The organism is Aliidongia dinghuensis, assembly GCF_014643535.1.
GTDB lineage: Bacteria > Pseudomonadota > Alphaproteobacteria > ATCC43930 > CGMCC-115725 > Aliidongia > Aliidongia dinghuensis.
In genome coordinates this window covers 1-17898 of sequence record NZ_BMJQ01000021.1, presented here as the reverse complement: position 1 = coordinate 17898, position 17898 = coordinate 1, and the positions used below count along the sequence as shown (strand labels likewise).

At 68.6% G+C, this 17898-nt stretch carries 16 protein-coding genes; 9 read left to right on the top strand and 7 right to left on the bottom strand.

The genetic code is table 11. The features are described 5' to 3' along the window. Window positions 1-2 precede the first annotated feature (2 nt). From IEY58_RS29340 to IEY58_RS29300, 9 genes are all read left to right on the top strand, one after another. Complete coding sequence (locus tag IEY58_RS29340; protein WP_189051802.1) at window positions 3-1220, top strand: M20 family metallopeptidase; 1218 nt, start codon at window positions 3-5, stop codon at window positions 1218-1220. After that, window positions 1220-2344: a M24 family metallopeptidase gene (locus tag IEY58_RS29335; RefSeq protein ID WP_189051731.1), complete on the top strand. Its 1125-nt coding sequence runs from the start codon at window positions 1220-1222 to the stop codon at window positions 2342-2344. The genes IEY58_RS29340 and IEY58_RS29335 overlap by 1 nt, the downstream gene beginning before the upstream one ends. A gap of 13 nt (window positions 2345-2357) precedes the next feature. Beyond that, window positions 2358-3512, top strand: a complete 1155-nt coding sequence (locus tag IEY58_RS29330; RefSeq protein ID WP_189051730.1) for an alpha-hydroxy acid oxidase — start codon at window positions 2358-2360, stop codon at window positions 3510-3512. Window positions 3513-3669: 157 nt separating this feature from the next. After that, window positions 3670-5103 carry an FAD-binding oxidoreductase gene (locus IEY58_RS29325; protein WP_229744041.1) on the top strand — a complete coding sequence of 478 codons (1434 nt, stop codon included), beginning with the start codon at window positions 3670-3672 and terminating at the stop codon, window positions 5101-5103. Between the two features lie 38 nt (window positions 5104-5141). Then, window positions 5142-6233 (top strand): ABC transporter substrate-binding protein, encoded by a 1092-nt coding sequence (locus IEY58_RS29320; protein ID WP_189051728.1) that lies wholly within the window; start codon window positions 5142-5144, stop codon window positions 6231-6233. 68 nt (window positions 6234-6301) lie between these two features. Then, a complete protein-coding gene (locus tag IEY58_RS29315) occupies window positions 6302-7405 on the top strand; it encodes an ABC transporter ATP-binding protein (RefSeq protein WP_189051727.1) in 1104 nt (367 codons plus the stop codon). Further along, on the top strand, window positions 7402-9180 hold the full coding sequence (locus IEY58_RS29310; RefSeq protein ID WP_189051726.1) for an ABC transporter permease subunit: 1779 nt from the start codon (window positions 7402-7404) through the stop codon (window positions 9178-9180). The genes IEY58_RS29315 and IEY58_RS29310 overlap by 4 nt, the downstream gene beginning before the upstream one ends. Window positions 9181-9210: 30 nt before the next feature. Beyond that, the gene (gene dapA / locus IEY58_RS29305; protein WP_189051725.1) at window positions 9211-10107 is read left to right on the top strand and encodes a 4-hydroxy-tetrahydrodipicolinate synthase; all 897 of its coding nucleotides are present in this window, start codon (window positions 9211-9213) and stop codon (window positions 10105-10107) included. Between the two features lie 53 nt (window positions 10108-10160). Then, a complete protein-coding gene (locus IEY58_RS29300) occupies window positions 10161-10997 on the top strand; it encodes an IclR family transcriptional regulator (protein WP_189051724.1) in 837 nt (278 codons plus the stop codon). Here the strand turns inward: IEY58_RS29300 and IEY58_RS29295 are convergent. From IEY58_RS29295 to IEY58_RS29265, 7 genes are all read right to left on the bottom strand, one after another. After that, window positions 10994-12202: a sialidase family protein gene (locus IEY58_RS29295; RefSeq protein ID WP_189051723.1), complete on the bottom strand. Its 1209-nt coding sequence runs from the start codon at window positions 12200-12202 to the stop codon at window positions 10994-10996. The genes IEY58_RS29300 and IEY58_RS29295 overlap by 4 nt on opposite strands. Beyond that, window positions 12199-13620, bottom strand: a complete 1422-nt coding sequence (locus tag IEY58_RS29290) for a sodium:solute symporter family protein (RefSeq protein ID WP_189051722.1) — start codon at window positions 13618-13620, stop codon at window positions 12199-12201. The genes IEY58_RS29295 and IEY58_RS29290 overlap by 4 nt, the downstream gene beginning before the upstream one ends. A gap of 80 nt (window positions 13621-13700) precedes the next feature. Then, window positions 13701-14831 (bottom strand): iron-containing alcohol dehydrogenase, encoded by a 1131-nt coding sequence (locus tag IEY58_RS29285; protein WP_189051721.1) that lies wholly within the window; start codon window positions 14829-14831, stop codon window positions 13701-13703. A 30-nt stretch (window positions 14832-14861) separates the two neighbouring features. Then, window positions 14862-15626, bottom strand: a complete 765-nt coding sequence (locus tag IEY58_RS29280) for an HpcH/HpaI aldolase family protein (RefSeq protein ID WP_229744040.1) — start codon at window positions 15624-15626, stop codon at window positions 14862-14864. Window positions 15627-15648: 22 nt separating this feature from the next. Further along, complete coding sequence (locus IEY58_RS29275; RefSeq protein WP_189051719.1) at window positions 15649-16452, bottom strand: IclR family transcriptional regulator; 804 nt, start codon at window positions 16450-16452, stop codon at window positions 15649-15651. A 200-nt stretch (window positions 16453-16652) separates the two neighbouring features. Then, the gene (locus IEY58_RS29270; protein WP_189051718.1) at window positions 16653-17552 is read right to left on the bottom strand and encodes a S1/P1 nuclease; all 900 of its coding nucleotides are present in this window, start codon (window positions 17550-17552) and stop codon (window positions 16653-16655) included. A gap of 32 nt (window positions 17553-17584) precedes the next feature. Beyond that, the coding region (locus IEY58_RS29265) for a MotA/TolQ/ExbB proton channel family protein (RefSeq protein ID WP_189051717.1) at window positions 17585-17898 on the bottom strand (314 nt) is incomplete at its 5' end.

Sequence of the window (17898 nt, the reverse complement as noted above, 5' to 3'; positions counted from 1 at the left end):
CGATGGATCGCGACGCGCTGCTGGCGCGGCTCGACGAGCGGGCTGCGCTCGATTTCTTGGCTGAGATGGTGCGCCACAAGAGCTATTCCGAGACCGAGGGCGAGCGCACGCTCGCCCGTTACATGGTCGAGCAGATGCGGACGCTCGGGCTCGAGGCCGATACCACGCCGGTCGAGGGCCAGCGCGTCAACGCCATCGGCCGGTTGCGCGGCGCCGGCGGCGGCAAGAGCCTGCTGTTCAACGGCCATCTCGACACGAACCCGGTGACGGAGGGCTGGACCGTCGATCCGTGGGGTGGCGTCATCGACGACAAGTTCATCTACGGCATCGGCGTCTCGAACATGAAGGCCGGCGACGCCGCCTATTTCTGCGCGGTAAAGACGCTGATCGACGCCGGGGTGAAGCTCAAGGGCGACGTGGTGCTGACCTATGTGGTGGGCGAGCTGCAGGGCGGCGTCGGCACGCTGGCTGCGATCCGCCAGGGCGTGCGCGCCGACTATTTCATCAACAGCGAGCCGACCGACCTGCAGGCGCTGACCATGCATGCGGCGGCCTTCACCTTCATCATCGAGCTGACCGGCATCACCCGCCATCTCTCGAAGCGCGAGCAGGCGGTCGACGCCATCCTTGCCGCGTGCGACCTGATCCCACGGCTCAACGGCATGGTGTTCAGCGGTGCGCCGACCGACGAGCACCGCTCGATCAACCGCGTCCATGTCGGCGTCATGCATGGGGCCTTGGGTAAGGATCTCCATGAATGGCGGCCGCCGCAGGTCGCTGACTTCGTACGCCTCAAGGGCTCGGGCCGCTATGCGCCGGGCCAGACCGAGGCTGAGGCCATCGCCGATCTGCGTCAGGCGCTGGACCAGCTCGAGGCCCGCTTCCCGGGCCTGAAGGCGACGGTCAAGGCCGAGCATGTCGACGGCCGGCCGCTGATGCCGGCGTTCGAGGTCGCGAAGGACGCCCGCATCGTCCGTACCGTCAACGCGGCCTACCAGAAGGTCCGCGGGCAGGCCCAGCCGACCGGCGCCATCGCCCCCTGCTGCTACTTCGGCACCGACGCCGGCCATTTCTACAAGGAGCTCGGCATGGAGGGCATCGTGTGCGGCCCGGGCGGCCGCTACAACACCATGCCAGACGAGCGGGTCGACATCCCCGACTATCTCGACATGATCCGCATCTACATGCTGGCGATCCTCGACATCTGCGAAATCGCCTGATGTTCGGCGCGGAGGAGTTCGCGCGCCGGGTCGTCGAGGCGCGCGCCGCCATGGCGGCGGCCGGCGCCGACCTGCTGCTCGTCGACCATGGCGAGCTCCTCGCCTGGCTCACCGGCTATACCGTGTCGGAGACCATGTACCGGGCCGCCCTGCTGCCGCTCGAGGGCGAGCCCTGGTTCGTGCTGCGCGCGCTCGACGAGGATCCGTGCCGGCGCAAGACCTGGCTCCGCGACATCGTGGGATTCGTCGACACGGCCGACCCGCATGGCGTGATCGCGGAGACGATCGCGGCGCGCGGGCTGGCCCGCGCGCGGATCGGCGCCGACTTCAACTCCTACGGCTTCTCGGCCCATACGCGCGATCGGCTGCAGGCGTTGCTGCCGGCGGCGCGCTTCGTCGATCTCTCGGGCTTGAGCGACCGGCTGCGCCGGGTCAAGTCGCCGGCCGAGCTGGCCGTGCTCGCTCAAGCCGCGGCGATTGCGGACAGCGCCATGGAGGCGGTGCGGTGCCAGGCCCGGCCCGGCATCACGCCGCGCGAGGCCTCGGCCGTCGCCGCCGCCGAATTCCTGCGGCTCGGCGCCGATATCGGCGACGTCGGGCCGATCGTGCGGGGCGCCGGCGACAACGAGTTCCTGCATGGCGCCCTCGGCACCGAGGCGCTTGGCGAGGGCGACGTGCTCCATGTCGAGCTTATTCCCAAGGTCGCGAATTACGGCGCCCGGCTGATGCGGCCGATCCTTGTCGGCGCCGACCGGCGCGGCGTCGGCCGGATCGCGGAGCGGCTGATCCAGCTGCAGGACCGGCAGATCGCCGCCATGAAGCCGGGTACTGCGGCTGCCGAGGTCGATGCGCTGCTGCGCGAGGCCGTGCTCGCCGAGGGGCTGCGGGCACGCTACGACAATGTCACGGGCTATACGCTCGGCCTCTACGCCCGCACGCCGCGCACCAGCGACTTCTCCTACGCCTTCCGGCCGAACGCCGACTGGCGGCTCGAGGCCGGCATGGTGTTCCATATGTATGCCTCGGCCGGCGGCATCGGCATCAGCGAGACGGTCGTCGTCGAGCCCGCCGGCGGCCGGCGGCTGACCACGGCACCCCGGCGCCTGCTCCTCGGCGGAACCTGAACAGGACTTGCCCATGGCGCGGCTGCTCAACACCGCCGACTATCGCGAGGCCGCCCGGCGCTTCCTGCCGCGCGGCCTGTTCGAGTACATCGACCGCGGCACGGAGGACGAGCTGGCGCTCGCCAATCTGCGCCGGGCGCTCGACGACCTTTATCTGACGCCGTCGGTGCTGGCGGGCCATCCGGCGCGCGAACTCGCGACCACGGTGCTCGGGCAGTCGATCGGCCTGCCGATGGTGATCGCGCCGACCGCGCTTGCCGGGCTCGTCGCCCATGACGGCGAGGTCAAGCTCGCCCGCGCCGCGGCCCGGCAGCGCATCCCGTTCTGCATTTCGACCCAGTCGGTGACCACCATCGAGGAGGTGCGCGCCGGCGCTCCCGACGCCACGGTCTGGTTCCAACTCTATCTGTGGAAGGACCGGGAGCTCAGCTACCGGCTGCTCGACCGGGTGCGCGCTTGCGGCGTCACGACCCTGGTCGTCACCGCAGATACGCCGGTCGGCCCGAACCGCGAGTACAACAAGCGCAACGGCTTCGGCGTGCCGTTCAGCTATTCGACGCGGGCGGTGCTCGACGTGCTTGAGCATCCGCGCTGGTTCGCGAGCGTGCTGCTGCGCTACCTCGCGACCACGGGCATGCCGAGCTACGGCCACTACCCGGCGGAGTTCCGCAACTCCGTGACGCGGGCGCAGATCCACCGGGCCGTCGCGCTCGAAAATCTCCTGAACTGGGACGACCTCAGCGAGTTGCGCCGGCGCTGGCCGGGCCAGATCCTGCTGAAGGGCGTGCTGGCGGTGGCGGATGCCATCCGGGCGGCGGATGTCGGCCTCGACGGCGTCGTCGTCTCGGCGCACGGCGGGCGCAATCTCGATGTCGCTCCACCGTCCGCGGACGTGCTGCCGGCGATCGCCGAGGCGGTCGGCAACCGGATCGAGGTGCTGGCCGACAGCGGCGCCCGGCGCGGCTCGGACGTGCTCAAATACGTGGCGCTCGGAGCGAAGGCGGTGATGCTCGGCCGCGCGCCGCTCTGGGGCCTCGCCGCCGGCGGCGAGGCCGGCGCCGACGGCCTGCTCGCCATGCTCAGGACCGAGATCGACCTGGCGATGACCTTCCTCGGCATCGCGCGGCCCGAGGAAACCCGCGGGCGCATCGTGCGGCGGGTGGCTTAGTTCCATCTCCGTCATCCCCGCCTCTCGCGGGGATGACGGGGAAGAGGGTCGTCTATCTTTGCCGTTTCGTGAAACGATCGGCTTGATAGGCGCCTTCTTTTATCTTATTATAATCGAAGTAATCGCATTGTAATTAATAGCAAGGGCGATGATCTCGATGCCGCAGCTGATCGATGAGCTGAGCCAAGCGCTTGGGGCCGGCGCCGTGCTGACAGGTCCCTCGGATGTCGCGGCCTATGTCGAAGATTGGCGCGGCCGCTATCGCGGGCCGCTCACGGCGGTGGTGCTGCCGTCCACGACCGAAGAGGTGTCGCTGGTCGTGCGCGCCTGCACGCGCCACGGCGTGCCGATCCTGGCGCAGGGCGGCAACACGAGCTTGAGCGGCGGCGCTGTGCCGGCCGCGGACGGTGTTCCGCCGGTCGTGGTGGCACTGCAGCGCCTGCGCCGCATCCGCGGGATCGATCCCAGGAACAACACGATCACGGTCGATGCCGGCTGCGTGCTGGCCGCGGTGCAGCAGGCGGCGGTCGAGGCGGGGCGGCTCTATCCGGTCAGCCTCGGCGCCGAAGGCTCGTGCCAGATCGGCGGCAATATCGCGACCAATGCCGGCGGCACGGGCGTGCTGCGCTACGGCAATACGCGGGACAATGTGCTGGGCCTCGAGGTCGTGCTGCCGGACGGCACGATCTGGGACGGGCTCACCGCGCTGCGCAAGAACAACACCGGCTACGACCTGAAGCACCTGTTCATCGGCTCGGAAGGCACGCTCGGCATCGTGACCGGCGCCGTGCTCAAGCTGCATCCGCTGCCGACGGCGCAAGCGATGGCCTGGCTCTCGGTCAGGAACCCTGAGGCGGCGCTCGATCTTTTGGGCATCATGCAGGCGACCTGCGGTCCGCGGCTTTCCGCCTTCGAGCTGCTGGACGAGAACCAGATCCGCCTGGTGCTGGAGCATGTGCCGGGCCGGCGCTGTCCGGTCGCCGATCCGGCCGCCTGGCATGTGCTGGTCGAGCTGTCGGATTCAGGCGACGCGGCGGAACTCGAGGCACGGCTCGAGGCGGCACTCGCCTCGGCGCTTGAGGCCGGCCTGGTGATCGACGCGGTCGTGGCCGCAAGCGGCGCACAGCGCGCCGCCTTCTGGGAATTCCGTCACAGCGTGTCAGAGGCGAACAAGAAGGGCGGCGTGGGCTTGACGTCCGACACGGCCGTCCCGGTTTCCGCGGTCCCGGCTTTCATCGAGGCTGCGACCGCCGCCGTGCACGCGATCGTGCCGGACCTGCCGGTCGTCATCGTCGCCCACATGGGCGACGGCAACGTGCATTTCATTCCGTTCTTCTCGTTCCCGGCCTGGAACGGCCTCGCCGAGCGGGACCAGATGGCGCGGCGCATCCGCCAAGCGGTCAACGATACGGCCGCCCGGTTCGGCGGCACCTTCAGCGCCGAACACGGCGTCGGTCAGACGCTGGTCGGCGAGATGGCGCGCTACAAGCCGCCGGTCGAGCTCATGCTCATGCAGGCCGTGAAGCGAGCTTTCGATCCTGCCGGCCTGTTCAATCCCGGCCGGCTGCTGCCGCCCGATCCCACGGCCTGATGCCGACCACCACCACCGCAGCCAAAGAGGGGAACGACATGAGTGATCTTTCGAAGACCGGCCTCACCCGCCCCGGCCTCACCCGTCGAAGCGTCCTCGTCGGTGCTGCGGGCGCGCTTGCCATGCCGGCGATCTGGAGCCCGGCGCGGGCGCAGGGCAAGCGCATCGTCGTGCGCGACGACGGCGGCATCTATACCAAGGCCTATGGCGCCGTGTTCTATCGCCCGTTCACGGAGGCGACCGGCATCGAGGTCGTGGGCGTGCAGGCGAACGCCGAGCCCACCGCGCAGATCAAGAGCATGGTCGACAGCGGCGCCTATACCTGGGACATGGCCAAGATCAGCTGGCCGGCCATCGCCATCCTGACCAGCGGCGGCAAGATCTATCTGGAAAAGCACGGGCTCGAGGCCGACCCGACCATCGCCAAGATCCCGCAGCAATATATGAACCCGTACGGCGTCGGCACGAACGTCTATTCGACGGTGCTGGCCTATCGTACGGACGCGTTCAAGGGCAAGAAGGCGCCGCAATCCTGGGCCGATCTCTATGACGCCAAGGCGTGTCCCGGCCGGCGCAGCCTGCGCAAGCACCCGTTCGACACGATCGAGGAGGCGCTGATGGCCGACGGCGTGCCGACCGCGAGCGTCTATCCGTGCGATGTCGACCGGGCGTTCGCGAAGCTCGACAAGGTGAAGCCGGACGTCGACGTGTGGTGGACGAGCGGCGCCCAGGTCGAGCAGTTCCTGACCTCGGGCGAGGTCGACATGGTCGCGACCTGGGTGTCGCGCGCGCAATCGGCCCAGGCGGCAGGCGCGCCGGTCGAGATCGTGTGGAACCAGGGCGTCTGGGGCGGCGACAATTGGTCGATCCTCGCCGGCACGCCTAATGCCGACGCCTGCCGCGAGTTCATCAAGTTCGCGTCCGACCCGAAGCGCCAGGCGGCCCTCACGGAATATTTCCCGGCCGGCATGACCCAGCCCGAGGCGTTCAACTACGTGAAGCCCGAGATCGCGAAGAACTGCCCCTCATATCCGGACAACATCAAGAGCGGGCTCAAGATCGACGCCAAGTTCTGGCTCGACAACCAGCAGGCGGTGATCGAGCGCTACAACGGCTGGATCCTGAAGTAACGGCCCCTCGTCAACCCGCGAAGGCGCGCCGCAACCGGCCTGCCTTCGCCGTTCTCCCGAGTCCGCCCATGCCCTCTGCTACCCTGCGCATATCCGGCCTAGTGAAGCGCTACGGCGATTTCGTGGCGCTGGCGCCGACCGAGCTCGAAGTGCCGGCCGGCGAGTTCCTGACGCTGCTGGGGCCGTCGGGCTCGGGCAAGACGACGCTGCTCAGCCTGATCGCGGGGCTCACCCAGCCCGACGAGGGCCGGATCCTGCTGGGCGACGAGGACATCACCTACAGCGCGCCCTACGAGCGCGACATCGGCATGGTGTTCCAGAACTATGCGCTGTTCCCGCACATGACGATCGAGGAGAACATCGCGTTCCCCTTGAAGATGCGGAACGTCGACGGCGCCACGGCGCGCAAGCGCGCGGTGGATGCGCTCGAACTGGTGCGGCTGCCCCATGTGGCGAAGCGCTTCCCGCGCGAGCTCTCGGGTGGGCAGCAGCAGCGCATCGCGCTCGCCCGCTGCTTCGTCTACCAGCCGTCGATCATCCTGATGGACGAGCCCCTGGGCGCGCTCGACAAGAAGCTGCGCGACCAGATGCAGCTCGAGATCAAGCGCATCCATCGCGAGCTCGGCACGACCATCGTCTATGTCACGCACGACCAGGAAGAGGCGATGACCATGTCGGACCGGATCTGCCTGATGAACGGCGGCCGGATCGAGCAGCTGGGCACGCCCGATGATCTCTATTTCCGGCCGAGCTCGCTGTTCGTCGCCGACTTTCTCGGTGAATCGAACCTGCTGCCCGGCCGGGTCATGAGCGCCTCGCCCGGCGGCCTCGATGTGGCGCTGGCCGGCGCCGGCCCGACCGTGCGCGCGGTGGGCGAGGGCGATGCCGCTGTCGCCGGCCGCGCCGTCAAGGTCATGGTGCGGCCGCAGAACGTCTCGGTCGGCCCCGCCACCGCCGAGACGCAGAGCCTGACCGGGCGCCTCACCGACGTGATGGTGAGCGGTAGCCTGACCAAGCTCTACATGGCGCCGCTCATCGACGGCATGCCGCCGCTCGTCGCCGCCTACCCGACTCGGCCGGGGGCGGCGCGCTACGCGATCGGCCAGGTACTGGCGCTCGACTGGGCAGCCGGCGACGCGGTCGTCATCGCCGACGGCGCGAGCCTGGCATGAGCACGCTCTCGCTGCCGGCACGGGCGGCCCGGCGCAAGACCACGCGGGCCCGCCTGCTGATGGCGGCGCCGCTCGTGCTGCTGCTCGTGACCCTGCTGGTCTATCCGGTCGGCCAGCTGCTGCTCTTGAGCGTCTATCGCGACGGCGCCTTCAGCCTGGCCCAGTATCGGCAGCTGTTCGCCTCGTCGGTCTATATCGACGTGCTGCTGATCACGCTCAAGATCTCGGCCGCGACGACGTTCTTGGCGGTCGTGGCCGCCTATCCGGTCGCTTATCTGATCTCGATGGTCGGCAAGGAGCGCAAGGCGGCGCTCCTGTTCTGGGTGCTGCTGTCGTTCTGGACCAGCTTCCTGGTACGTGCCTTCGCCTGGGTCGTGCTCCTGGGCCGCAACGGCGTCATCAACAAGCTGCTGCTGGCGCTCGGGCTGATCGACCGGCCGGCGAGCCTGCTGTTCAATTTCGGCAGTGTGCTGGTCGGCATGGTCCATGCGCTGCTGCCCTTGGCCGTGCTGACCCTGCTGTCGGTCATGGAGAACATCGACCGCAACCTGCTCAAGGCCGCGTCCACGCTCGGCGCCCGGCCCGGCACCGCGTTCTGGAAGATCTATTTCCCGCTGTCGCTGCCCGGTGTCGCGGCGGCGGCGATCATGGTGTTCGTCACCGCTATCGGCTTCTTCATCGTGCCGGCGCTGCTCGGCGGCCGGCACGAGACGATGATCACCCAGCTCATCATCGACCAGATCCAGCAGACGCTGAACTGGGGCTTCGCCGGCGCCATCTCGGTGCTGCTGCTCGCCGTCGTGCTCGTCGTCTTCGTGCTCTACGACCGGGTGCTCGGGCTCTCGACCATGACCGGTGCGGGCAGCCCGCGTAAGGCCGGCAAGAATGGCAGCGCTGTCGGCCGGGCGGCCGGTGACCTGGTGCTGACCCTGCTCGGGCGGGCGAGCGACCGGCTGATCGCCCTTTTGCCGAGGCGGCGGCGCCGGGATGCCTCGGGCCAGCCGTCGCCCTGGCTCCGCGGCTTCGTCGGGCTGGTGCTGTTCATCTTGAGCGTGCCCGCGTTCCTGATGATCCCGCTGTCGTTCGGCAGCAACGGGCTCGTCTGGCCGCCGCAGGGCTTCACGCTCCATTGGTACACGGACGTGTTCCACTCGCCAGTCTGGATGCAGGCGGTGACGCGCTCGCTGCTCGTCGGGCTCGGCACCGGCGTGCTCTCCATGCTGATCGGCACGCCGGTCGCCTTCCTGCTCGTGCGCCACGAGATGCGCGGCAAGGGGCTGATCTTGGCATTCGTGCTGTCGCCGATCGTGGTGCCGCGCATGATCCTCGCCGTCGGCATCTTCTTCCTGTTCGCGCGCGTCGGGCTCGTCGGCAGTGCGGTCGGCCTTGCCTTCGCTCATACGGTCGTGGCGGTGCCCTATGTCGTCATGACCATGATGGCGGTCTTGCGCAATTACGACACGCGCCTCGACCTCGCCGCCCAGAGCCTCGGCGCCCGGCCGGCTGCGACCTTGCGCCATGTCACCTTCCCGATCCTCGGCGCCGGCATGCTGTCGTCGTTCCTGTTCGCGTTCGCGACCTCATTCGACGAGCTCACTATCGCGCTCTTCGCCTCGGGCGGCCTCACCGCCACCCTGCCGAAGCAGTTCTGGGACGAGGTGACGCTGCAGGTCTCGCCGACCATCGCGGCGGTCTCGACCTGCCTCTTCCTGTTCATCGCCGCCCTCATCTTCACCGCCGAGCGGCTCCGCCGCCGCGCCGCTGCCACCCGGTAGCTTCCCCATTCACGGCCGAAAGAGATCTCCATGCTGACCGCCGACCGCCTCCAAGGCATCCTGCCCGCCATCCCGACGCCCGTCCGGGCCGACGACACCGTCGACGACAAGGCACTGGGTGCGCTCTTCGCCTGGCTGCTGCGCCAAGGCATCGACGGTGTCGTGCCCTTGGGCGGCACCGGCGAATATGGCGCGCTCGCCCGCGCCGAGCGCATCCGCACCGTCGAGCTCAGCGCTGAGGCGATGGCGGGCCGCGGGCCAGTTGTGGCCGGCGTGCTCGACACCGGCTTCCATGATGCGCTTCAGGCGGGCAAGGAGTTCGCGGCGGCCGGCGCCGACGCGCTCCTGGTGATCACGCCCTATTACACGAACCCGACCCAGGCCGGCGTCCGCGACTATTTCCTGCGCTACGCCGACGCCTCGCCGGTGCCGGTGCTGATCTACGAGATCCCGTACCGCACGCGCATCGCAGTCTCGCCCGCCGTGCTGCATGAGCTGTCGCGGCACGAGAACATCATCGGCATGAAGGCTTGCAACACCGACATGTACCATTTCCTGCAGGTGGTCGCGGGTGTCGACGAGCGCTTCACGGTGTTGAGCGGCGAGGACAGCCTGTTTCCGCTGCATGTGGCGGCGGGCGCCAAGGGTGGCATCGTGGTGACCGCCAACCTGCTGCCCAAGGCCTGGCGCCAGATCTTCGACCTGGCTGCCGCCGGCCGAACCCAGGAGGCGCTCGCCGCCCATCGCCGCCTCATCCCGCTCATGAACATGGCGTTTGCCGAGACCAATCCCGGCCCGATGAAGGCGGTCATGGATCTGGTTGGCGTCGACGCGCCGCGGTTGCTGGCCCCGCTCGTGCCGCCGGCGCCGTCGCTCGTCGAGGAATTGCGCGCCGAGCTCAAGCGGCAGCTGGCGATTTCGGAATAATTCTGCTGAAAGAGGGGCTTATGAGCGGCGGGGAACGCCGACCGAGGGGTTTGATGGATCCGCACGAGAAAGCGCACGAGGTCGCGAAAGCGCCGGACAAGAGCAAGGGGCGCGAGCGATCGTCGCTGTTCATCGGGTCGACCGCGAAGACCTTCCAGGTGCTCCACGTGTTCGAGGGGCCGCAGCGTGCCATGACCTTGGCCGACATCGCGCGCGCGGCCGAGCTCGACCGCAGTGCGACGCAGCGCATCGTCCACACCCTGGTCGAGCTCGGCTACGTCCGCCGCGTCGCCGGCACGCTGACCTATGCGCTGACCTCCAAGGTGCTCAACTTCTCCTACAGCTACATCCGGGCGAACGAGCTGATCGAGAAGGCCTCGCCCTACCTGCTCGAGATCAGCCGGTCGCTCGGCGAGACGACGAACCTGCATGAGCTCGACGGACCGGAGATCGTGTTCGTCGCCCGCTTCCCGGGCCAGCATCTCTTCAACGTCGACATCGTCGTCGGCAGCCGCTTGCCGGCCTTCTTCACCGCATCCGGCACGGCGATCCTGTCGCGCCTGTCGGTCGAGGAGCGCGAGGGCTTGCTCCGGCAGACGCGGCTCGAGGCGATCACGCCGTTCACCCAGCTCGATCCGGCCACGCTCATGAAGCGGGTCGAGACGGCAGCGCAGACCGGCTACGCCGCGGTTGCGAACGAGACGGTCATGGGCGACGTCTCGGTCGCGGCCGCAATCACGGACGAGCACGGCCGCGCCGTGGCCGCGATCAATATCTCCGTGCCGACCACGCGCTGGACGCTGGAGCGGGCCTCGGCCGAACTCGCCCAGCATGTCCAGGTCGCGGCGACCTCGATCTCGAAGAACAAGTTCGGCTCGTTCGGCCGCTAATCTGACGCGGGCCCGCCCGCCCGAATCCAGGCCTCGTCGATGCGCACGTGCTTGATCGCCTGGCGGTGATAGGTGAAGGCGACGTGCAATGCGCCATCGGCGCCCTCGCGGATCGACGGGTAGGAGAGCTCGCGGTTGAGCCCATCACGCGAATTGTTGGTCATGCAATAGCCGTCGCCGAGCTCGATGTCGCGGCGGATCGGCCAGGTCCGGCCGCCGTCCTCCGAGAGCGCCACCGTCATCGGCGCGCGGGGTGCCCCCCAGAACGCGGTGCGGCCGGCCGGACGCGGTGCTGCCGAGGCGGGCGCTGCGGCGGTGGGCTCGTCGTCCTCGATCTCGTCATAGAGCGACTGCCGCCGTTCCGGCGCCCATTCGGCGCACATGTGGTTGTAGGCCAGCGCCAGATGACCGTTGGCGAGCCGGGTCACCTGGATCGAGGAATTGTTGTTGGGGAGCTCCGTCGGCTCGGGCGCGCTCCAGCTGCGGCCGCCGTCGGACGACCGGCTCAGGTGGATCCGATCCGCCCAGCGGCTGCGATAGAGCGCCAAGAGCGTGCCGTCGCCGAGCGGCACGATGTTCATGTGGACGGCGCCGAGACTGCCCGGCACCTCGTGGTGGCTCCAGGTCCGGCCCTGATCGCTCGAGATCTTGACCGCGCTCACGTCGTCGTCGCCGACCCATTTCTCGCCCGGTCGCGTGCGGCACAGGAACACCGGCAGGAGCCAGTCGCCGTTTTCGAGCACCGTGATCGGCTGGCGGATGAACGTGCCGGGCTCGTCGATCAGCGTGCCGACCGGCCCCCAGCTCCGCCCATGGTCGTCGGAGATGCGGAACTTGACGATCGAGGTGTCCTGGTTGCCGGAGCGCTGCGAGGTATAGAGCAGCCACAGCCGGCCGTCGGGGGCCAGGAACAGCACCGGGTTCTGCTCCGACCGGGTCGGGTCGTCCGACAGCCGCTCGGCCGGGGACCAGGTATCGGCTCCGGCGGCGAGGCGCGAGAAATAGATCGAGATATCGGGAATGCCTTCCTGCGTGCCGCCGAACCAGACGCAGGCGAGATCGCCGTTGCCGAGCACCATCAGGTTGGCCGCGTGATTCTGCACGGCAGGCGACGGCAGGAACGCGTCGGTCCGGACCGGATCGCCAGCCGCCGGCCGGATGATGCCGTCGAGCCGCAGGGCGGGGCGGGCGGCGACGGCGCTCATCGGCGTTCTCCGTGCGGCACGGCGAGGCTCGATCCGGCGCGCCCCGGCAGCAGCGCCGAGATGCCGCGCTCGATCGCGATCACGGCGATGGGCGTCACGATCGCCACATACATGTTGTCGATGCCATAGGGATTGTTCCAGGCGTACCAGAGCGTCGTCGCGACGGCGGACGCGATGAGGCCGAGCGTGGCGCCCCGGTCGGTCTTGAACAGCGGCAGGTAGAATCCCACCAGCGCCACGATCGAGATCGAGAGCCGGATCGCCCGGGTGAAGAACGACAGCTTCAGGATCTCCGGCAGGAAGAAGACGAAGACGAGCGGCAAAAGCCCGATCACGACCGAGAGCAGGCGCGTCACCTGCAGCTGCCGCTCCGGCGTCGGCCGGCCGTAGGGCACGTAGAAGTCGCGGATGATGAGCGAGGCGATGGCGAGCGCCACCGTGCTGACGCTGACGAACACCGAGGCGACGAGCGAGGTCGCGACGAGGCCGGCCCAGAACGGGTTCATGTGCTGCAGGAAGATCGGCAGCGCATAGAGGCTGTTCTGCGCCGGGAACAGGAACTTGGCCGCGACGCCGATCAGGCCCAGGGCCAGGCCGACCGGCAGGCAGAGCCCGGCCGCGATGAAGCAGGAGCGGCGCGCGTCGGTCGCGTTGCGGTTGGACGAGATCGCCTGGATGATGAACTGGGTCGAGAAGATGGCGCCGACCGTGCCGATGATCCAGGCGATGATCGTCGCGGCGCCGATCTTGCCGTCCCAGCTGAAGTAATGCGCGGGGAGTGCCGTCACCATCGGCTGGATGCCATGGGTCATCGTGAGCGCCACGCCGACGATGAGCGCGATGCCGACAAGCTTGATCACGCTGTGCAGCACCGTCACATAGGCGATGCCCTTCAAGCCGCCGAAGGTGAAATAGAACGTGCTGACGATGCCGATGATGGCCATGGCGACCGGCATGTTCACCTTGAGCACGGTCGCGAGCGCCGCGGCCCCGCTGATGTAATTGCCGACATTGACCAGGAACAGCGCGTAGATCATGACCAGCGACACGGTCAGCATGGTCGACTTGCCGTATTTCTGCGCGATCGCGGCCGAGATCGTGTATTCGCCCGAGCCATAGACCTTGCGGACGAAGAACAGGCCGAACAGCAGGAAGCCGATCGAGGCGGCGGCGACCGACCAGGAAGCGGCGAAGCCGGTGTTGAACGCCTCCTGCGCCGTGCCGACGGTCGATTTGGCACCGATGAATTCCGACATCAGCAGCACGCCGACCACGGCCGCCGGCATGGCGCGCGAGGCGACCATGAACTGGTCGTTGGTCTTGCTGCGCAGCCGGAGCGTCAGCCAGCCGGTGCCGAGGATATAGGCGACGATCATCGCCACGATGATCGTGGTGTCGACCGCGTCGAACGCGTTCATAGGCCTCTTCCTTCCCTACGTTCTTTGATTTTTCCGCCCCATGCCCTTGGGCGAGGCATGGGTGGTGCGCGCCGCCCCGGTCAGAAGGCGGCGCGGTAGAGCGCCAGAATGTCGTCGCGCGCGAGATCGCGCGGATTGTTGTCGAGCAGCCGCCGGATGGTGATCGCCTCGTCCGCCATCGTGGCGAGGTCCGTCTCGGGCACGCCGCGCCGCGCCATGCGCATCTCGATGCCGAGGTCGATGCAGAAGCCATAGGCCTGTGCCAGGACCTGGTCAGGCTCGTCCGTTGCGGCGAGACCCAGCGCTTCTAGGATCGTCGCCGTCCGCTCCGGTACGGCCGGGGCGTTGAACGCGAGCACATGCGGGAAGATCACCGCATTGGCGGCGCCATGGGCGATGTGGTGGCGGGTGCCGAGCGGATAAGCCACCGCATGGCCGGCGGCAGTATTGACCGGTCCCAGGCAATAGCCGCCGTAGAGCGAAGCCAGCGCCAGGCCGGCGCGCGCCTCGCGGTCGGCGCCGTTCGCGACCGCGCGCTTGAGGTAACGGCCGACCAGCCGGATGCCCTCAAGCGCATGGATATCGACCAGCGGATGCGCCTTGCGGTTGGTATAGGCCTCGACGCAATGGGCAAGCGCGTCGATGCCGGTCTCGGCCGTCACCTGCGGCGGCACGGTCAGGGTCAGGTCCGGATCGACCACCGCCAGGTCCGCCAGCATGAAGCGGCTCTGCACGGCGAGCTTGGCGCTGGTCCTCGGATCGGTCACCAGCGCGCGGGTGCCGGCCTCGCTGCCGGTGCCGGCGGTCGTCGGCACCTGGAGGAGCCCGACCCGCCGGCCGGCGACCCGTTCCGGCCCCACCACCTCGGCCAAGGTCTGATGGCCGTCGTGCAGTACGGCCACCAGCTTCGCCAGGTCCATGGCGCTGCCGCCGCCGAAGCCCACGACCAGGTCAGGCTCGAAGCGGGCGGCCTCGGCCAGCGCCGCGTCGAGATTTTCCGTGTCCGGCTCGGGCACGACGCGGCCGAACACGGCGATCTCGCCGCCGAGGCCGAGCAGCGCGGTACGGCCGGCATTGAACGCGTCGGCGACGACCAGGGTGCGCCGGTAGCCGTGCGCCGCGGCAAAGGCGCCGACTTCGGGCGCCGTGCCGGGGCCGAACTTCACGACCGGCGGGCGCTGGAGTTCGATCGGGGTGGTGAGATCAGCCATGGCATACCTGCAGGAACTGGCGGCGGGGCATCAGGCGCGCATCTTGGCGGTGAGCGCGGTCGCGGCCCGGGTGATGATCGAGGTGTCCGTGCCGATGCCGACGAAATCGACGCCGTCGGCGATCCGGCGCGCGGCCTCGGCCTCGTTCGTGGTGAGATAGCCCGCGGGCTTGCCGATCCGCTTCAGGCGCCGGAAGCCGTCGTCGATCGCCGCCTGCACGTCCGGATGCTGGGTATCGCCAAGGTGGCCCAGCGAGGCCGCGAGGTCGGCCGGGCCGATGAAGACCGCATCGACGCCGTCGACATCGGCGATCGCCTCGAGCTCGCCCAAGGCTTCGGCCGTCTCGATCTGGACGATGACGGCGAGTTCGGCCTCGACGCGCGTCAGGTAGTTCGGGATCAGGCCGAAGCCGGCGGCGCGAGAGCTGCCCGACACGCCGCGCACGCCCGAGGGCGGGTAGCGGGTGTAGGAGACCGCGCGCTTCGCCTCATCCGCGTTCTGGACATAGGGAAACAACAGGGTCTGGGCGCCGGCGTCGAGCACGCGCTTGACCAGCACCATGTCGGACCAGGCGGGCCGGACGATCGGCGAGACGCCGAGCGCGCTGATCGCGCGCAGATGGTCGACGACGTCGGGCAGCTCGTTCGGCGAATGCTCGGTGTCGATCAGGATCCAGTCGAAGCCGCAGCGGGCGAACAGCTCGGCCAGGAGCGGGCTTGCGAGCGTCGAGAACAGGCCGATCTGCTGCTGCCGGCCAAGGTTGTGCTTGAACTGGTTGATTGGGAGGCTGGTCACATTGGTCTCGCTCGGTTCAGGGTCAGCGGCCGTATTGCGCGATCGCCCCGAAGGACAGGCGCACGGCCTCGGTGAGTTCAGCGGCGATGCGCCGGACATGGGGGGCGGCCTCGGCCACGAACGGCGCCATCGCCATCCGCTCGGTGCGGATCGTGGCGCTGATGCCGGCGATCGGCTGGCCGTCGATGTCGAAGATCGCGGCGGCGACCGTGCGCAGCCCATAGGCGTTCTCGCCGTCGGAGGTCGCGTAGCCCTGCTCGCGCACCTGGCTGAGGCGCGCCGTCAGCTGGTCGATATCGACGAGCGTGTGTTCCGACAGCTTCACGCGCTCGCTGCGCTCGAGCACTTCGATCTGCTTCTCATAAGGCAGATGGGCGAGGATGGCGTGGCCGAGCGCCGTGGCATAGGCGCCGGTCCGGCTGCCGACGCGCCGGTCGAGCGCGCTGCGCGACACCTCGCCCTGGACGCGTTCGACATAGACCACGTCGCAATCGTTCAGCATGCCAAGCGAGGCCGCGTCCGCCACCTCCGGCACGAGTTCGCGCAGCAGCGGGCGGGACAGGATCTTGAGGTCGGCACGCGCGAGCGGCGTGTAGCCGAGTTCGAGGCATTTGAGCGTCAGGCGGAAGCGGCGGCTCTGCGGCACCGCCGCGAGATAGCCCAGCTGGACCAGCGTGTGGACCAGCCGAAAGGCCGTGCCGCGATCGAGCTCGGCGCGTCCCGCCACCTCGGTCACGGTCAGCTCGGGCAGGTCCGGCCCGAACGCGCGCAGGACCGAAAACGCCTTCGCCACCGAATAGACGACGTTCTTCGGATTTTCCGTCATGCGGCTTCCACCCCCACGCAGTTTCCATTTGATCGGAATGCGAACATATGTTCTTATTCCGATATAAGATCATGAGGTCGAGCGCGCCGTCAAGGCGCGTGGCGGCCGCAGTGCGCCTGCATGTCGCCCGGCAAATGAAAAAGCCGCCCGGGTGGGCGGCTAATTTCCTGAGATTTCGAAGCTTTAGGCCGGTCGGCGCGTTACTTCAGCGCCCGGTTCAGTACGGCGGCGAGTCGTACGCCAGCGCGTTCCAGCTGCAGCTGGACGATGGCCCAGGCCATGGTGTCGTAGTCGGCACCGAGCATCATTGCATCGGTCGGCGACGGTTCGCCCGGCTTGAGGATGCCGCGGTAGGCATAGTCGCGCGCGAGATCGTGCGCATCGAGCGCCCAGGCCGCGGGGGCGAACGGTGCCTTCACCCAGCGGCGCGCGTCTTGCGGCCGGATTTCCGCACTAAGCGCTTCGGCAAGGCCGGCCGCCGCCCGCCTGAGGTCGGTCCCATGCGCGGACGGCCCCTCGTGCACGTCGAGCCGCCGCTCGATCACGGCCGTGTCCCAGACGCTGTGCAGGTTCATCCGGTATTTGCCGTAGGCGATCGTCTGGCCCATGTAGTCGACCGGGATCTTGTTGCCGCCCTGGTCGTGGTTCTCGCCGGCATGCAGCGGCTGATGCAGGTCGCCCACGAAATGAACGACGAACTTTAGCGCCTGCAGCCGCTCCTCGGCTGGCCGCGACCGGTCGGCCAGCACGCGGACGAAGGCGTCGGTGCGCGCGATCACGCAGTCGTCGTTGGCGCAGTCGCGTGCCGGATCATAGGTCGTGTCGCCGATCTGGATGTCGACATAGTGCCAGGGGCCGGTCTCGGGATGGGGACCGCGATACTCGTCGGCCCAGGACGCGACCTCGTCCAGGTGCTGGTGCAGGTCGAGCGCCAGCAGGTTGTTGACCTGGGTGAGGGCCGCCGAACCGAGCCGCGCCTCTGCGATGTCGGCGATCGCGGCGTGGCCCGCGACGCCCCAGGCCTTGGCTGTGGGCGCCGCCATCAGCCCCGCGAGCAGCAGCGCGGCGGCGATGCCGCGGGTTCTCATGCGCTTCGACATGACCTTCCTTCCCCCGAAGCCGACGTTCGCGCTCAGGCCGCGGCGAGGGCGGCCGAGGCCTCGTGCGTGCCGGCGCGGATCAAGAGGATCTTGATGTCGTCGCCGATGCGATGCACGCGCTCGTGGAAGGCATTGTGGAAGACGAGCCCGTAGACCGCGACCGAGATGCCGAGCGCGGTTGCGAACAGCGCCGTGCCGATGCCGGCGCTGACGCCCGATGGGTCGGAGATGCCGGACTGGGCAAGCGCCGTGAACGTGTCGATGATGCCGAGGATGGTGCCGAGCAAGCCCAAGAGCGGGGCGGCGGTCACGATCGTGTCGAGCAGCCACAGGTGCCGGTTGAGCG

Excerpts from the sequence above, each read along its gene's own strand:
- IEY58_RS29340 (WP_189051802.1), top strand. The coding sequence starts at position 3 with ATGGATCGCGACGCGCTGCTGGCGCGGCTCGACGAGCGGGCTGCGCTC.
- IEY58_RS29335 (WP_189051731.1), top strand. The coding sequence starts at position 1,220 with ATGTTCGGCGCGGAGGAGTTCGCGCGCCGGGTCGTCGAGGCGCGCGCC.
- IEY58_RS29330 (WP_189051730.1), top strand. The coding sequence starts at position 2,358 with ATGGCGCGGCTGCTCAACACCGCCGACTATCGCGAGGCCGCCCGGCGC.
- IEY58_RS29325 (WP_229744041.1), top strand. The coding sequence starts at position 3,670 with ATGCCGCAGCTGATCGATGAGCTGAGCCAAGCGCTTGGGGCCGGCGCC.
- IEY58_RS29320 (WP_189051728.1), top strand. The coding sequence starts at position 5,142 with ATGAGTGATCTTTCGAAGACCGGCCTCACCCGCCCCGGCCTCACCCGT.
- IEY58_RS29315 (WP_189051727.1), top strand. The coding sequence starts at position 6,302 with ATGCCCTCTGCTACCCTGCGCATATCCGGCCTAGTGAAGCGCTACGGC.
- IEY58_RS29310 (WP_189051726.1), top strand. The coding sequence starts at position 7,402 with ATGAGCACGCTCTCGCTGCCGGCACGGGCGGCCCGGCGCAAGACCACG.
- dapA (WP_189051725.1), top strand. The coding sequence starts at position 9,211 with ATGCTGACCGCCGACCGCCTCCAAGGCATCCTGCCCGCCATCCCGACG.
- IEY58_RS29300 (WP_189051724.1), top strand. The coding sequence starts at position 10,161 with ATGGATCCGCACGAGAAAGCGCACGAGGTCGCGAAAGCGCCGGACAAG.
- IEY58_RS29295 (WP_189051723.1), bottom strand. The coding sequence starts at position 12,202 with ATGAGCGCCGTCGCCGCCCGCCCCGCCCTGCGGCTCGACGGCATCATC.
- IEY58_RS29290 (WP_189051722.1), bottom strand. The coding sequence starts at position 13,620 with ATGAACGCGTTCGACGCGGTCGACACCACGATCATCGTGGCGATGATC.
- IEY58_RS29285 (WP_189051721.1), bottom strand. The coding sequence starts at position 14,831 with ATGGCTGATCTCACCACCCCGATCGAACTCCAGCGCCCGCCGGTCGTG.
- IEY58_RS29275 (WP_189051719.1), bottom strand. The coding sequence starts at position 16,452 with ATGACGGAAAATCCGAAGAACGTCGTCTATTCGGTGGCGAAGGCGTTT.
- IEY58_RS29270 (WP_189051718.1), bottom strand. The coding sequence starts at position 17,552 with ATGTCGAAGCGCATGAGAACCCGCGGCATCGCCGCCGCGCTGCTGCTC.